Below are 16,596 nucleotides of genomic sequence, written 5' to 3'. Positions count from 1 at the left end.
CTCACAAACAGCCACTTATGCCATTTGCTTCATACGATTCATTTTTTTCGTCAGTAGCTACTAATTTATAAAGACAAAGACTTATTTTTCTACCAGGTATAAAGTAAAAAACCCAGTTATCAAAACTGGGTTTTTTAAAAATCACGCTGAGAACTTTACTGACTAACCGGTCACGTTTTTTATGATCCATGTTTCATAACAGGGACCGAAACCGTCATGTTATCCCAGGCAATGGCAATGCTGCTGTTCGATGGAGTAATGGTTAATTTCTCGATAGGTGTTTTATTCATCGAAACCGGCACTTTGATACTTGCGACATCTTTATCTTTGATTTTGTCATATCCGAAAGCTCCCCATTCGCCTAGCTGACTGTTCAGAATCACACTCCATTCTTTCTCGCCTGGAATTGTAAATAGTGCGTAGGTACCTGCCTTCACCATTTTACCGCCAAACATCACATCGTTTTTAAATGTCACTTCTGTAGCTTCATTGGCCCCGGTGCGCCATACTTTCCCGTACTTCTCCAGACTGCTTGAGCCTTCGGGCCCAAAGATTACCCGTCCTTTTTTAGAAGGCTGGCCATACACGACCTTAATGCTCTTATCCGGACTTTCGGCAGTCATTTTCGGGCTTGCCTGTGACTGAGCCTGAACACGACTAAATGATGCAATGGTCAGTAAGAGAGCAACTAATGCAATTAGTTTTTTCATGGTTAACCTGGTAAGTTGTTTAACTGTCTTTACTAAACAGCTTAAAGTAAATGATAGTTTTTGGATGTTGGTACAAATTGTAGGCCAAAACGTGGTATTTTTATCCCTACCAATAGCCAATTATCAGGCTACTATTCTAATCCGAAAGCCCAATATGGCAACGACCTATTTCAGCAAGCGTAATCTGCAATTTCTATTGCACGAAGTATTTAAAGCGGAAGATTTAACTAAATACGATTATTTCAGCGCTCACGACCGCGAAACCTTCAACCTGGTGCTGGACTCGGCAACCTACATTGCCGATACGCTCATGCATCCTTATTTGAAGGAAGTTGATAAAAATCAGCCCGAACTTAAAGACGGCAAGGTGACGGTGCATCCTAAAATAAAGGAGTACCTTAAAGCCATGGGGGAAGCCGGATTGATTGGGGCCGGTTTTTCGTTCGACCATGGCGGCCAGCAACTGCCAGAAATGATCAGCTCCTGCGTCGGCTTTATCGTGATGGCGGCCAACAACGGCATGATGTACACCGGACTAACCTCTGGGGCTGCTCACCTGATTACTTCGTTTGGCTCGCCTGAGCTGGTCGAAACCTACGTACCAAATCTGTTGGGCGGAGTCTGGCAGGGAACGATGGCGCTTACCGAACCTCAGGCCGGATCATCGTTGTCAGATGTGATTACCTCGGCTACGCCACAAGCTGATGGGTCGTATAAAATCAAGGGACAAAAAGTATTTATCTCGGCGGGCGATCATGATGCCACCGAAAACATCATTCACCTGATGCTGGCCCGCATCGATGGCGCCCCCAAAGGGACTAAAGGAATTTCCCTGTTTGTTGTGCCGAAGTACCGTACCGATGAGCAGGGCAATTTTGTCGACAATGATGTCACCTCAACCGGGGTCTATCATAAAATGGGGCAGAAAGGCGTTCCGGCCATGCACCTGACCATGGGCTCGAACGATAACACCATCGGGTATCTGGTCGGTCAACCGAATCAGGGGTTACCGTATATGTTCCAGATGATGAACGAAGCGCGTATTGGAGTCGGCATGACGGCAGCGGCCATAGCCACGGCCGCCTATTACGCTGCCCTTCAATACGCCAAAGAGCGCCCCCAAAGTCGGCGATTGAACGAGAAGAATCACCTGGATTCGCCACAAACGGCCATTATCAATCACCCCGACGTCCGACGGATGCTGCTATTCCAGAAGTCCGTTACCGAAGGGTCGCTATCGCTGCTGCTCGAAGCCGCCCGGCTGTATGACCTCCATGAGGTAACGGAAGGAGAAGAGAAGGAAAACACGTTTCTGCTCCTCGATCTGCTGATGCCGGTGGCGAAATCCTACCCATCCGAAATGGGCGTCCAATCGGTTAGCCAGAGCCTGCAAACGTTTGGTGGTTACGGGTTTACGGAAGATTTCCCGGTTGAGCAACTTTACCGCGACATTCGCATCACGCCAATCTACGAAGGCACAACGGGCATACAGGCGCAGGACTTGCTGGGTCGTAAGATGACTATGAAAGGCGGAAAAGGCCCCCAGTTGCTCTTTGCCGAAATCAGCAAAACCATCGCCGACGCCAGCACCCACGACGACCTGAAACCCTACGCCGAAAAGCTAACGGCCGAGCTAAAGCGAACGCAGGATGTAGTGGCCAGCCTGATGCCCTATGCCCAGCAGGGCAATATGGAACGGTATCTCTCCGATGCCACGTTGTTCCTCGAACTCTTTGGTATTGTAGTAGTTGCCTGGCAGTGGCTCAAGCAGGCCGTAGTCGCCAAACAGGCTCTACTGACTCAAAATCAAGATGGAGATGAACTGGCCTTTTATGAAGGAAAGATCCATACGATGAAGTATTTCTTCCATTATGAAGTACCCAAAACACTAGGGCTGGCCGTTCGACTAAAAGACCCCGAGGTGCTGACCATTGTTACGGAGAAAGAATTAGCGTTATAGATTTTTGATAGAACACAGATTTTCATGATCAGTGTAAATCATAATAGATCATAAAAATCTGTGTTCTATCAACGTCCACAAATGCCTTTAAAATCACAGTATTGGCAGGTTTCGAGTCGGTCGGTTTTTCGGAAGGGTTCGCTCAGGTCGAGAATCTGGCGGATGAGCTGCTGCAAAATTGCTTCGGAATCGGCGATGTACTGATCGGGATCGTCGTTCGCACCGAATCGGACGGGGTTAGTTTTAAAGCCGCCACTCAGATCGCGAAACGAATAAAACCCGGCTTCGACGGGAAGTCCGGCAGCCGGAAAAATATCCTGCTTTGCCCTGTCGCGGGGCAGTCCACCCAAATGACTGATGTTTTTGAGCGCCAGATACCGATACATCCACAACTGACGCATTTTTTCTTCTCGTCCATCCTTCAATAACTTTTCCGTCAGGTCAGGAGGTGTTTTATCGGCCAGATCAACGCGCCCGGTTTTATAGTCGACAATCCGAATTTGTCCGCCATACTGTTCTATCCGGTCGACTTTCCCGGCAATGCGTACCCGAATCGACACTCCTAGTTCCAGAGGTACATCCAGAAATGTATCCAGCGTTTGTTCGGTCGCAATCACCGTGAGGCCGGTCAATTTGCTTTGCTCACGCTGAAAATCGAGCATCAGTTTCTGCGCCAGTTCATAGAGCAGCAAATTCATGCCAGATTCAATCACCCGCCCTTTCATCGATTTAGCAAATTCCTCTTCGAGCAGGTGCTTGATAATCGCTTCATCGATGGGCAATGCTTTTAGCCGGTACTCTTTGTCCAGTCGCTCCAGCACCATATGCAGCCAACTACCGAACTCAGCCGCTCCCATTTTCTCTTCAATATCGTCTTCTTCAGCGATGTTCACGATCCGGCTGAAGTAGAACCGCATGGAGCAGCTAATAAACTGGTTCAGGTAGGAAGGGTATAACCCCCTCGTGGTCAGCATGGTGATGAGCTGTTTGCGAATGGCGCTCGTTTTGGGAACGCGTAAATCCGTCAGATCAGCTACCGTATTGGTTCCTGCCCGGCCAAACCGAACCGCTGGGTAGCTAAGCCGGATATTTCCTTTGGCACGGGGAACGAGTTCATGCTCAATCTGTCGGATAAACCGGCTGGGTTCACCTTTACTCCCCCCATAAGCATCCGTCGACGTTGTATGGAGCAGTACGATATCGCTGGCCCGCTGAAGCAATCGGTAAAAGTGATAGGCCATAACGGCTTCCTGCTCCCGATAGGTGGGCAACTTCAGTTCGGTAGCAATATCGAACGGAATCAGTGAGTTCAGTCGACGTGCCTGGGGCAGAACGCCTTCATTGACCGACAAAATGATTACCCGCTCGAAGTCAAGTGCCCGCGTTTCGAGCATCCCCATGATCTGCAACTGACTTTTGCCTTCGCTGGTAAACGGAATGCTCGTTTGCCGGATCAGCTCATACAAAAACTGCCGGAAGCTACGCACGGTGACAGTAGCGTTGGGCGAAGGGGTAAGGGCATGGGGAGTAAGATGAGGCTGCCGTTCCAGGGTCGCTTCGAGTTGTTTGAGTAGGGTAAAAAAAAGGTACAGGTATTCGATTTCGATAGCATCCTGACTGACCCGATACACATCACGGAGCAGCTCAATCAATTCATAAAAGACCTGGACAGCCCGCATAGGCTCGCTTTCCGGCCAACGAGCAAACAACACCTGCACGAGTGGGTCATTCTGCCCCAGCACTTTCAGTTCGCTCTCGGTCAGATACACCCGCTGATTCTGCACAATTTCTTTGGCCATCCACTGAAACAATGGCTCGGGGGGCCGCTCCTCACCCGACTCCAGCACATCGCCCGGCCACATCAGGCCACGAATGCGTTCATACTGCTTCACAAACGGATGATTGAGCAGCTTGACTACATGCCGATGGTGGTACTTTGCTACCCGTCCATTTCGATCCTCTTTCGACCGGAACTCGTGTACCGTTCGCTGCATTTCGAACAGGGTATCGATCAACGTAAAAAGTAACGACGAACGCAGCGATAGCCCCATGGTGACGTTCAGATCCGTTACGTTTTCATCCAGCGCATACAGCACCGGAATGAGCAGGGTTTCGTCGGCCAGAACAATCGCTGTTTTGGGGCTTGGGGCAGCGGGCAGAGAGCCTTGGGCAGAGGGCTTGGGACTGACTGGCTCCTCCATGCCCTCTGCACGTTGCCAATCACTGTAAATTTTACCGGCTACCTTCGCCTGCATACTAGCATTGGGTACGCCCACAATCCGGATAGTCTTTTCGGTACTCAGCAAATTATCGGACAGTTGAGCCAAATCCTCCCGATTTTGTTTTGAGAAAAACCAGCCGTCATCCCGGTATCGTCGCAGAAACTCCCCGGCCTCCTGCCGCCAGTCGGCGATATAATACTGATCGGCGTCCCAGATCAACTCGGCCTTTTGGGCATCGATCAGTACGCGAATGATCTGCTCCTCAGCACGGCTTAACGCATTGAATCCTACAAAATAAATTCGCTCATAGGCCAGATTATCGCGGATCAGCGACTCAACGTTTTGCGCCAGCAGTCGATATGCCATGCCTCGGTAGGCTAATCGTTGCTCGGCCAACCGTTTGTGCAGGTCGTTGTAGGCGATATGCAGATTTTCGAAAAGACGGAAATAACGTGACGTGCCCGGCGTTTCGAATATGGGTTTCGCCGACGAAGGCTGATCCACCTGCCAGCGTTCGAGCGCTTTGGCGGCTGTCAGATAGCTAAACAGCTCGCTGGTATCAATAAGGTACTGGTCAATCCGATCGAAATCGGCCAGCAATACCGAAGCCCAGCCGATAAACTGTTCAAACTCAACCTGCGGGTCAATGGCTTTGAACACGTCATACAGTTCAAACAGCAGACTGACGGAATCGATCAATTGCACACCAGCCGCGTGGGTGATAAAATCGTCGACAGCCAGCGCATGAGGGGCCAGAAATGGACGGTCGGATAGCGCGGCTAATTCATCCAGAAAAACGGAAACGGCCCTGCGGGTTGGTAAAATCACCCAAACATCGCTCAGGCTGGGGCCGTGGGTTTCAAAAATTCGTCTGGCCGTTTGCTGAAGAAACGTCATGGGTCGGTGCGTACAAAATCAAACTGCATCACGCAGCCAATCAGTAAAGATAACCCTCACACGGTCGATTTCCCGCCCGAAAGCCCGACAATTTGCTGAAATAGCCCTTCACTATTCATAAGCTATTGGCATCCAGTTACTCAATAAAACGTCTCTCACATAGAAATAGAGACTGACGGTTGAGCCGTGCCTCAATCAAATTTTCTGTATGTCAATAAAACTACATGATAAAAATCAGTCAAGTAACTTTACTTATTGTTACTATTTGACAAAAATCAGCAAGTATAATTTACATGCACAATTCTTTATGTTACCATATCTCCGTAACCATGAATCGTACAAAATCATTTGACCCTATTTTTGTCACTACCTGGCTGGTGGCCATCTTTTTCTCGCTTCTGTGTCACTACTGCATTCTGCGGTTGGTGATCAGTTGGCTCAAGTCATAACACTTTACCATTTCAATTCTACTCAGGTACGATTAGAAGTCCCCCTTCATCTATTACCCAGCCCCCCTATTCTAGGGTTGGCCCGGACAATTCAAAAGTCAGAGTTTGGGCTATACTCAGTGCATCCGATCGCCCCGTACTTCCAGGTTGGCCATGATGTCGGCTTCAACGGCCAGGAACTCTTTCCAGCGTTGACGAACGCGCTCGGCAGGTAGATACGTTTCGGCCAGTTCGATGAAGGTGCGGTAATGTCCCGCTTCCGAAATCATGAGCTCTCGGTAAAACTTCTGTAGGCCTTCGTCGGCAATGTTTTCAGACAGCAGTTTAAACCGTTCGCAGCTTCGGGCTTCGATGAGCGCATTGATCAGCAGATTATCCATCAACTGTTCCTTCTGGTCGCCAATGGGTCGGCGGAGTCGGCTACGGAGTTGATTCACGTACTCGTCTTTACGCTGGCGACCCAGTGGAATGTTTCGTTTGCGAAGCTCTTTCAATACGCGCTGGAAATGCCCCCACTCTTCGGCAACAATCGGTGTGAGCGTTTCAACGATGGCTTCTTTATCGGAATATTGTACAATCAACGAAATACAGGAGGAAGCCGCTTTCTGTTCGCAATAGGCATGATCGATCAATATATCGCCGATATTCATTTCGGCAATGTTGACCCATCGGGGATCAGTTGGCAGCTCAAGGCCTAAGGTTGTTAGCGACATAAACGTCGATAGCTGGATTGGGAAATCACCTTCCCCACGGTTCGTTCCGGGAAGGTTTACGAGGCAAAGTTAACCAGTCATCGACAAATTGATGGCGTAATAAACCCCTAACCTGCTTTTTTGTTACTTGATTATAGTCATCCCTTTATGAAATTAACCACCAACATTGTTGTACTGGTTTTTGCTACTTACCAGCTATCGGCCTGCCATCAACAATCAACTGACAAACCGGCCAGTACGACAATTGATATCAATCCGGCCAAAATACCCACGCTTCAACCCGGCGAAGCTATTGCAACCTTCGCCGGAGGGTGTTTCTGGGCAGTTCAGGAAGAAATGAAGTCGCTGAAAGGAGTTCGGGTAGCGGTCTCTGGCTATGCCGGTGGCGACCTCGACTACCCCACCTACGAGCAGGTCGGTACCGACCAGACCGGCCATGCCGAAACCGTGCAGGTCTACTACAATCCGAAAGTGATCTCGTACGATGTGCTGCTCGACGCGTTCTTTGCCGGGCACGATGCCACCCAGCTCAACCGGCAAGGACCCGATATTGGCAAACATTACCGATCGGCTATTTTCTACCGGACGCCTGACGAGAAAGCCCGAATAGATGCCGCTATCCGTCGCGAAAATGCATCAGGTCATCACAAGGCCAAGGTGGTTACGCAGGTCGAGCCATTCAAAGCATTCTTCCCGGCCGAAGTCTATCACCAGGATTATTATGAACACAATGATTACAATATGTATATCCAACTCGTTTCCAAACCCAAAGTCGAAACCTTTCGGGACCGGATGGAGGATTGGGTGAACAAGTAATCGTTTCAGGGTTAACGTTTCAAGTTGGCTATAAGGGCATTTGGCAAACGAATAGAAACTCATGTACCAGTCAACATGAAACATGAAGCTTGAAACAGCAAACCTTTGCTAACATTCGGCCCGTTCTACGACCTTTTCCCCATTCCCGCAACCGTTCGGCCTAATCTGATATTGTGGGATTCAACTGAACCTTGTAACATTGCTTCGTCAATCAACCAACGAACCAGTCAACCACTTAACCAATTAACTAACCGGGCATTCCGCTAACTGACTGACTCTTATGCCAGAATCTGATAAATCCATTGGGAGTAAAATTCTGAGCTTCTTCATCAAGGAAGAAGACTCCGGCGTAGCAACAGGTACAGCTCCGGCAACAGGACCAGCTTCGCCCCGACCGGTACCCACGCCGTCGAATCCAGCACCAGCGGCTCCGACTCCGGTTCCAGCCGGTTCGGTGGATTCGAAGTTTGCCGAGCACTTTGCGACTGTACTGGCGCAGAACAATCCCCCCGGCCCCGACTACTTTGAGTTTCGGGAGGCACTACGCAGCCTGTCGAGTCTGGGACTACCCGAAGACAAACAGTATCAGGCAGCCTGGGCCAGCTTTAAGGCAATGGGGGGCGGTACTGATATGACCACATTGACCAATACGGCAAATGGTTATATTGCAGCGCTGAATAAAGACCGGGATGCGTTTGGCAAGAGCGTAGAAGCAGCCCTGGCCGAACGGGTTGGCGGCTTGCAAAACGAACAAAAACGACTGCAAACCGAAAACGATGCGCTGGCTAAACAACTGGTTGAGATTCAGAAGCAGATCGACGCCAATACAGCCCGACTAACCAACATCGGCGGAGAAATCACTGAGCAAAGCGGCAAGATCACACAGAACAAACAAAATTACGAAACCACGTTTGCTCACTTTGTGGACCAAATTAAAGGCGACATCGCCAAAATGACACAGTACTTAAAATAATATATGAAATATGAGGTAGGATGTACAAAAAGCATTTTACATCATAGAGCATACATCTTACATCCTATATCAAAACATGGCAACTCCTGATTTTTCTCAACTTGGCGGAGGTTCTAGTCCCGAAAAGAAATCGTTCTGGAACCGACCCGAAGGGGTACTGGGCATGATTGTACTGGCGGGAATCGCCGGTTTTGGTCTCTGGCACCTCAACGATATTCTGGAATTTCTGATCCGGGCCACCTCGAACATACTCGAACTGTCGCTGCTGCTGGGCGCATTGGGTGTACTCATCTTCCTGTTCACCAGCAAAGACGTTCGGACGGCAATCTTCTTCCTGTTCAAGTCGATGATGCGCAGCCTTACGGGCACGGTGATTCAACTGAACCCAATCGCCATCATGAAAATCTACGTGCAGGATTTGAAAGATAAGCGCGAAAAAATGCAGGGGCAGATCAATACGCTGGCTGGTCAGTTGGTCAAACTGAACAAACGGATCAACGAAAACAATGAGGCTATCAAGCAGAAATTTGCCGAAGCCAACAAAGCCAACTCGATGACGGAGAAGCCAGGTATGCGCGAAGCAGCTCAGTTGGCCACCATTGAGGGGGCCGGTTTGCAGGAGATGAACGAGAAGTTGCTACCACTCCAGCGCAACATGAAGCAGGTGCTGGCATTCATGGAAAAAGTAAACCAGAGTGCCGACTATATCATCAAGGAAACTGAGATCAAGGTTCGCCTGAAAGAAACCGAGTATCAGATCGTTAAGGAAAGCTCAAATGCCCTCAAAACGGCCGTCAGCATCTTCAAAGGTGATCCCGACAAGAAGTTTTATTTCGATCAGTCGATGGAGTACATCCAGGATGACATGAGCAACAAACTCGGCGAAATGAAACGGGCGATGGATCTGTCGATGGACTTTATCAATGGGGTCGACATTCAGAACGGTATCCTGTCCGACAAAGGCCAGGCCTTACTTGAAGCTTACAACAAAGGGGAATTCAAGATGGTCCAGTTAGATGCCCCACCCCAAACCGTCAACCTCGGCCCCGCCCCACAGAAAGACGCCGGGTACAAGAATCTGCTAGACTAATTTCAATTTTGAATGAGTGAATGATCGAATGCCTGAATAAATTTCACAGCCTCTCCATCCATTCACTCATTCAATTATTCAATCATTCAAAATTAACATTCCTATGCAACGTTTAACCGTAGCCGGTCGGCTGCTTATTACGGCCCTGATTCTGGCCGCCATTTTTTTCGCTTTCCGTTATTTTGGAGGTAGCGACGCGCTGAAAAAACTCCAGTCGAAAGACAAAGAGAAGGAATATACCGAATCGCAAACTATGCCCCGCGCCGACGACAAAACGGCCGAGGAATCCGTAGATGAATCGACAGCCTCTTCATCGAGTTCGTCTGACGAAGCGAGTAGCAGCCAGCCCCAGAAGGATTTTTCGTACACGGCTCCCGAACCTCAAAATGGCGTTCTGAAAGGGGTGGTTGAATTAGGAGCCAGTGGATTCAACTCGTTTGTTGTTCGAATTGACGACCAAAAACGCTGGAAGCTGGAAAAGGCTGAATTTGGCAATAGCCTGGTGCTGGAGAATATGGCAACTGACAACGACGTACGGACTGGCCTGAAAAGTTATATCGGCAAGATGCTGGACTTTGGCGTGGGCGGACGGAATATCCATTTCGTAGTTAGCTCAGGAGCCGTTAAAGCTGAAGGCACACAGAAAATTATCAAAGTGCTGAAATCACTGAACTATTTCGTCAATACTGTAACGCCTGAACAGGAAGGTAGCCTGGGCCTACGAGCCGTGCTACCAGACTCTTATGAAGGCAACTCGTTCGTCACCGACATCGGCTCGGGCAACACTAAAATTTCGTGGAAAGAAGGCGGCTCGATCAAAGCGCTGGAAACCTACGGCTCAAAGTATTATAGCGAAGGCACCAGCGATACAGCGGTATCTGATGCAGTGAAAGCTAAAGCCAAACAAATCCCTTCCGACCATCGGCAAACCTGCTTTATCATCGGTGGCGTTCCCTTCGAGCTGGCCAAATCGGTACGTAAAGGCAAAGAACGGTATACGGTACTGGATGCGCCATCGGCCTATAAACTGGAAAGTGCCAAATCGAAAGCAGGCCTGAACATTTATAAAGCCATCGCCGACGCCACCGGCTGTAACCAGTTCGTATTCGACTGGGATGCGAATTTCACCATCGGCTATCTGTTGACGCTTAAATAATGATTGAATGATAGAATGAGTGAATGATTGAATAACTTAGGCTGAGCCATATTCAATCATTCACTCATTCTATCATTCAATCATTCCTCCCCCTATGACCCTCCGTGACGTTTTTCAGGCTATTTCGGGCCAACCTGCTTTGCTGTTTCTGCTCCTGACGTCGATACCGACAGGGGCTTTTTTAGTGAATTTATGGTCGGGGACTACGGCCGAGGAAATTATAAAGTGGAAATACGTGTATGCTGTGCTGGTGTATCTGGCCTGTATTCCGGGCATTTTTGCCGTTACATTGAATATCTATCTCTTTCTGTTTGAGCGGCAAAGTGTGTGGGATATGAACCTGGCATTACAGGTATTACCGATTTTAACCATGATTGCGACGCTGATGCTCATCCGGCGCAAAATCCCCTTTGATTTTATACCGGGCTTTGGCAAACTATCCGGTTTTCTGACGTTGATGGCTGCAGTGATGGGCATCATGTGGTTCATCGACCGAACCCGTATTTACGCCATCACCTACATTCCCTTTACGTACATTGCTGTCGGGTTTATCACGCTCCTGATCATTATCCGATTCGCCTGGAGCCGTATTTTTTGATGGTTATCAATAAGGGCTATGCCTAGCTCAAACCGTTCATATCCAATTCGACCCCATCGGGGTCGCACCTAGGCCTGTAGCGAATCGACTAGTCACTGGCAATCGACAATCGTTTTGCGTCAAGTTGCTTAGCGGCCCTTTCCTGACGGTATTTTGGCAGATTGATCAGCAGCACGCTCCCCAGAATAACAACAAGTCCGGCAATTTGTACCCACGAAATTGGTTCATTGGCAAACAATACACCAAGGATCACGGCAATGACCGGATTGACGTAGGCATAAGTACTGACTTGCGTAGCCGGACGTACCTGAAGCAGCCATACATAGGCGCTGTACGCAACGATCGACCCAAACAGAATCAGGTAACCCAATGCCAGCCAGGCCTGAACAGATACCTGCGCCCACTGAACCCGTTCGAACTCCTGATTGAGCAGGCTGGCCGGTAAAAAAACCAGCCCCGCAATGAGCATCTGCCAGGCTACATTTACCGTTTTCCCGCCTTCCGATGGGTTGTGCTTTGAATAGAGCGACCCCGACGACCAGGCTATTGAACCGCCAATCAGGAGCAGCATACCTATCGTTTTGGCCTGGCTGGAGTTGCCCGTGAACAGATCCCTCAGTTGCTCGCTAAATAGCAGAATTACCCCGATAAAGCCGATCAACAAACCAGCGAGTGTCGCCTGACTTTTGAAATTTGTCTTCCAGTTGGGTTTGTCGAGCAGAACAAACCAGAGCGGAGCCGACGACACCATGATAGCCACCAATGCACTCGGCAAACTCTGTTCGACCCAGATAACGGCTCCATTACCGCCGACCAGCAGCAGAATACCCACCACAGCCGAGGTCAGGATACTTTTTTTATTGAACAAAGGCTCTCCTTTACTAATACCCCACAGAAGCATTAACAAACCCGCTGCCAGAAACCGCAAGGCTCCCATCAGCATGGGCGGGAAGTCCTGAATAGCCATCTGGATGAAAAAGTAGGTGGATCCCCAAACAATATATACGACAGCAAACGCGCTGATAACCAGTATAGGCGAAGCTGCTTTTGTGATAGTTTGATTCATAGCTTTTTCTGTTTTCAGGTGTTGTCTACGAGTTTGTTAACTCAAAGGTAATGTACTTTGAATCATGAGTAAAGCGAATTATTTTTGTAGAAATCATGAATTCTGCTCATCATGGAAATCCGGCATCTTCAGATGGTCAAAGAGGTAGCTTCCAGTGGTAACCTGACCAAAGCGGCTGATCGACTCTTTCTTACTCAATCGGCACTCAGCCACCAGTTAAAGGAGATCGAAACCTATTTCAATACCCAGCTTTTCATTCGCGATAAAAAGCAGATGCTCCTTACGCAAGCGGGTGAAGTGGTGTTGGAGGCCGCCGAAAAAATCCTTCAGGAAGTAGCCGATATACGGGCCAAAGTCCGCTGCCTGACCGACTCCGAATCGGGTGAAGTTCGGTTGTGCACGCAGTGCTATACCTCTTACCATTGGCTGGCAGGCTTTCTGCGCGAGTACCAGACTATCTACCCGAAAGTCGATGTAAAGGTTGAACTGGAAGCACCTTTCCATGCGGCCGATCAGTATTTGCTGGCAAACAAAATTGACGTAGCCATTACCGAAGGCGACGAGAATCCAAAATTTGCCTATACGCCCCTTTTTCAGGATGAATTTGTTGCCGTTGTCGCCCCCGATCATCCCTGGGCCAATCGTTGTTGGGTCGAGATTGACGAATTTGCCGATTATAATTACATCATGTATAACATCCCGGACGAGGAGAGTTCTAACTTCATGATGTTTTTCAGACATCGTCGTCCTCAGAAAGTGTACAAGATTACGCTGACCGAAGCCATTCTGGAAATGGTAAAAGCGGGCCTGGGCGTGGCCGTTCTGCCCACCTGGGTCATAAAACCCTACATTCAATCGGGCCAGCTGACAACGGTTCGGGTTACGGAACAGCGTATTCTCCGCACCTGGTATGCAGCCACCCTGAAGAACAAACAACTTCCGCCCTATACGACCGCCTTCATCAAGCACCTGGCTTCCTATATGAGCGAGCGTGAGGGATATGCCTGCACCGAAGAAATTACGTCTGGTTATTTTGCCTAACCGTCGAATGGCTATGGTTTTTCTTCTATCCGCACAGCTAATCTGCTTTACCTGTCTGCTTCTCCTGTCGGCCTGCCAGCCATCCCTACAGGAGCCAGTATCGACGGACTATGACTACTTTCCCCTTGAAACAGGTCGGTTCTGGGTTTATGACGTACAGGAGGAGCAATTTTTCCCATCTGCTTCTTCAATGAGTCGAACCTATCAACTGAAAGAACGGATCGGCCAAGCGTATTCCAGTGTGACTGGCCAGCAGGCTTATCGATTGATTCGCTACAAACGGGCCGACGACAGCCAGGTCTGGCAACCCGACTCTGTATGGTCGGCCCGGTTAGTCAATAATGAAGCCATACGTTCGGAAAACGGCAGAGATTTTGTTAGCTTGTTATTTCCCATAAGCAATCAGGCGAGTTGGAATGGCAACCAGCTTTCCGGTTTCGATGCGGATGAGTATGTAGCCCGCAACGTAAATCAACCGTATCGCGTATTGACAAAACAATTCGACAATACGGTAACGGTGGTTGCTCAGGACGACTCAACGCTGGTGTCGCAGGACAAACGCATCGATGTGTATGCCCGAGGGGTTGGATTAGTGTATAAAGAACGGACCCACCTGCAGTTTTGTACGGCTTCGCCAACCTGCATTGGGCATCAACAGATTGATTATGGCACTCGACAAATTTACCGCGTTCGAACGTATGGCATTGACTAAACTGGCTGGATTACTTGTACTCATCCTCCTGAGCCATCTCGACTCTTTCGGCCAGAACCGCAAATACCTGGTGCTGCTGCGCGACAAAGCCAATTCACCTTACAGTGTTAACCAACCTGATAAATTTCTGTCGCAACGGTCTATCTCGCGTCGGCAGAAGCAAAACATTCCCGTTCTGGAACGCGATCTGCCCGTCAACCCTGGCTATGTGACTCAGTTACAACAGGCGGGTGCTAAAATCTGGTTTTCGTCGCGCTGGCTTAATGCCGTTCTGGTCGAAACCAACGATGCCACGATTGCCACGATCCAGCAGTTGTCGTTTGTGAAAGGGCTGGAGTTTGGCCGCTCTCTGGCCAGTGCGCGTGTGAGTGCTACCGACTCCGTTATCCCCTCAGCCAGTGCTGCGAATGGACTCAATAAATTTGGTGACGTTCAGCCGCTGAATTATGGTTCATCGCAGCCACAAATCACCCAGATCGGTGCCGACAAAATGCATCAGCAGGGCTATCATGGCGAAGGCATGCTCATCGGTGTGCTCGACGCCGGATTTCAGAATGCCGACAAAGTCAGTTTTCTGAAACCCCTTTTCGACGAAAAACGTATACTTGCTACGTACGATTTTGTCAAAAAAGAGAGTAGTGTCTATGAAGACGATTCGCACGGCCTATCCTGTCTGTCGGCTATTGCTGCCACTGCCGACAACCAATTGTACGGTACTGCCTATAAAGCCTCATTCATCCTCCTCCGAACCGAAGATGCCGCCAGCGAACGCCAGATCGAAGAAGCCAACTGGTTGTTTGGAGCCGAATACGCGGATAGTGCTGGCGTCGACGTGATCAGTTCATCCCTGGGTTATACGCAATTTGACGACGCATCGACCAGCTATACCTACCAGAACATGGATGGCAAAACGGCTCTTTGCAGCCGGGCGGCTCAAATCGCTACCGAAACTGGCATGGTGGTTGTCGTAGCGGCTGGCAATGAGGGCAATAGTGGCTGGCATTACTTGTCAGCCCCCTCCGATGCTGTATCGGTACTAGCAATTGGCGCTGTTGGCACAACCGGTCAGCGAGCCTCGTTCAGTTCATTTGGTCCGTCGGCCGATGGGCGGGTCAAGCCCGATCTGGATGCTCAGGGTTTAAGCACTGTGGTAGGCTATCCAACTGGTTCAATTGCTTCCGGCAATGGTACATCCTTTGCTACTCCTTTAATGGCGGGTTTAGCCACAGGTTTATGGCAAGCATACCCCCGCCTGACGGCTACACAAATAACGGATGCGCTTCGAAAATCGGGGAGTCAATATACTACTCCCGATAACCAGTTAGGGTATGGTATTCCAAACTTTGAGCGAGCGTCTGTCATTGCAAAATCATTCATTCCACTGGGTGTCGATCCGGGTAGTATACCGTTGATTGCGTTTCCTAATCCGTTTAGCAACAGTGACCCCTTACAACTTCAGTGGAGCGATATTAGCCCCAGTACCCTGGTCGATGCGTCGCTCACCGACTTAAAAGGCCGCATTCTTTGGCAAAAGCGCTCTGTGAATTCCGGTCTTACCTCCCTGGTACTCCCTGACCTCAGCCTGCCAGCCGGTGTGTACGTGATGACCCTCGTAGCCGGTGATAAGAAACGCACCCTGAAGCTGGTGAAACAGTAAACCTGAAACAGTAAACTATCCCTATGACAACCCTACAAGTTATTCAGGGCGATATAACCAAACAGGCTGTAGATGCTATTGTCAATGCTGCCAACACTAGCTTGCTTGGCGGTGGCGGTGTAGATGGGGCAATTCACCGGGCAGCCGGGCCCGACCTCGTTTTTGAATGCCGGATGCTGCACGGCTGCAAAACAGGCGATGCAAAACTGACGAAAGGGTATCGTTTACCGGCCAATTACATCATCCATGCCGTAGGTCCAGTCTGGCGAGGAGGAGCGCATGGCGAAGCTGAGCTGCTGGCGAGCTGCTACCGACGATCGCTGGAAATAGCCGCCGATTATAGCCTTCAGCGTATTGCCTTCCCAAACATCAGCACAGGTATTTACGGCTACCCTAAAGACAAAGCCGCCGAGGTAGCCCTTGCCGCCGTTCGAAAATTTATAGAGCAACCTACCTCTCTACAAGAGGTTATTTTTGTCTGCTTCGATGCCGAGAATCGAGCGCTTTACGAGCAAAGGCTATATTCGCAAAACTAA

The 16,596-nt window shown here is 49.5% G+C and carries 14 protein-coding genes; 10 read left to right on the top strand and 4 right to left on the bottom strand.

The features are described 5' to 3' along the window. Positions 1-179 precede the first annotated feature (179 nt). Positions 180-710 (bottom strand): DUF2911 domain-containing protein, encoded by a 531-nt coding sequence (locus tag ACYVFD_RS34205; protein WP_461095115.1) that lies wholly within the window; start codon positions 708-710, stop codon positions 180-182. 154 nt (positions 711-864) lie between these two features. Here ACYVFD_RS34205 and ACYVFD_RS34200 point away from each other — a divergent pair, with 154 nt between their 5' ends. Further along, positions 865-2,670, top strand: coding sequence for an acyl-CoA dehydrogenase (locus ACYVFD_RS34200; protein ID WP_461095114.1), 1,806 nt, complete (start codon positions 865-867; stop codon positions 2,668-2,670). A 68-nt stretch (positions 2,671-2,738) separates the two neighbouring features. Here ACYVFD_RS34200 and ACYVFD_RS34195 read toward each other — a convergent pair whose 3' ends face one another. Together ACYVFD_RS34195 and ACYVFD_RS34190 are read right to left on the bottom strand one after the other, a co-directional pair. Continuing rightward, the gene (locus ACYVFD_RS34195) at positions 2,739-5,789 is read right to left on the bottom strand and encodes a PD-(D/E)XK nuclease family protein (RefSeq protein ID WP_461095113.1); all 3,051 of its coding nucleotides are present in this window, start codon (positions 5,787-5,789) and stop codon (positions 2,739-2,741) included. 565 nt (positions 5,790-6,354) lie between these two features. Continuing rightward, positions 6,355-6,951 carry a MiaE family protein gene (locus tag ACYVFD_RS34190; RefSeq protein WP_461095112.1) on the bottom strand — a complete coding sequence of 199 codons (597 nt, stop codon included), beginning with the start codon at positions 6,949-6,951 and terminating at the stop codon, positions 6,355-6,357. 147 nt (positions 6,952-7,098) lie between these two features. On the opposite strand from ACYVFD_RS34190, the gene msrA reads away from it, so the two are divergent. The 5 genes from msrA to ACYVFD_RS34165 all read left to right on the top strand — a co-directional run bounded on the left by msrA (position 7,099) and on the right by ACYVFD_RS34165 (position 11,584). Further along, on the top strand, positions 7,099-7,767 hold the full coding sequence (gene msrA, locus ACYVFD_RS34185) for a peptide-methionine (S)-S-oxide reductase MsrA (protein WP_461095111.1): 669 nt from the start codon (positions 7,099-7,101) through the stop codon (positions 7,765-7,767). Positions 7,768-8,047: 280 nt separating this feature from the next. Next, a complete protein-coding gene (locus ACYVFD_RS34180) occupies positions 8,048-8,740 on the top strand; it encodes a hypothetical protein (protein ID WP_461095110.1) in 693 nt (230 codons plus the stop codon). Positions 8,741-8,816: 76 nt separating this feature from the next. Further along, positions 8,817-9,830, top strand: coding sequence for a hypothetical protein (locus ACYVFD_RS34175; protein ID WP_461095109.1), 1,014 nt, complete (start codon positions 8,817-8,819; stop codon positions 9,828-9,830). A 103-nt stretch (positions 9,831-9,933) separates the two neighbouring features. Continuing rightward, a complete protein-coding gene (locus ACYVFD_RS34170) occupies positions 9,934-10,986 on the top strand; it encodes a hypothetical protein (RefSeq protein ID WP_461095108.1) in 1,053 nt (350 codons plus the stop codon). 94 nt (positions 10,987-11,080) lie between these two features. After that, complete coding sequence (locus ACYVFD_RS34165) at positions 11,081-11,584, top strand: hypothetical protein (protein WP_461095107.1); 504 nt, start codon at positions 11,081-11,083, stop codon at positions 11,582-11,584. An 88-nt stretch (positions 11,585-11,672) separates the two neighbouring features. Here ACYVFD_RS34165 and ACYVFD_RS34160 read toward each other — a convergent pair whose 3' ends face one another. Next, on the bottom strand, positions 11,673-12,650 hold the full coding sequence (locus ACYVFD_RS34160) for an EamA family transporter (RefSeq protein WP_461095106.1): 978 nt from the start codon (positions 12,648-12,650) through the stop codon (positions 11,673-11,675). 111 nt (positions 12,651-12,761) lie between these two features. Between ACYVFD_RS34160 and ACYVFD_RS34155 the strand changes: the two genes are divergently transcribed. Genes ACYVFD_RS34155 through ACYVFD_RS34140 form a run of 4 tightly spaced genes read left to right on the top strand, consistent with a single transcriptional unit; the run spans position 12,762 to position 16,596 of the window. Next, positions 12,762-13,691 carry a LysR family transcriptional regulator gene (locus ACYVFD_RS34155; RefSeq protein WP_461095105.1) on the top strand — a complete coding sequence of 310 codons (930 nt, stop codon included), beginning with the start codon at positions 12,762-12,764 and terminating at the stop codon, positions 13,689-13,691. A 13-nt stretch (positions 13,692-13,704) separates the two neighbouring features. Beyond that, the gene (locus ACYVFD_RS34150; protein ID WP_461095103.1) at positions 13,705-14,403 is read left to right on the top strand and encodes a hypothetical protein; all 699 of its coding nucleotides are present in this window, start codon (positions 13,705-13,707) and stop codon (positions 14,401-14,403) included. Beyond that, positions 14,357-16,060, top strand: a complete 1,704-nt coding sequence (locus tag ACYVFD_RS34145; protein ID WP_461095102.1) for a S8 family serine peptidase — start codon at positions 14,357-14,359, stop codon at positions 16,058-16,060. Before ACYVFD_RS34150 ends, ACYVFD_RS34145 begins: the two co-directional genes overlap by 47 nt. 23 nt (positions 16,061-16,083) lie before the next feature. Continuing rightward, on the top strand, positions 16,084-16,596 hold the full coding sequence (locus ACYVFD_RS34140; RefSeq protein ID WP_461095101.1) for an O-acetyl-ADP-ribose deacetylase: 513 nt from the start codon (positions 16,084-16,086) through the stop codon (positions 16,594-16,596).

The organism is Spirosoma gilvum (assembly GCF_054776815.1).
Note: the sequence above shows the minus strand (reverse complement) of the source record. Positions and strands in the feature narration are given on the sequence as shown.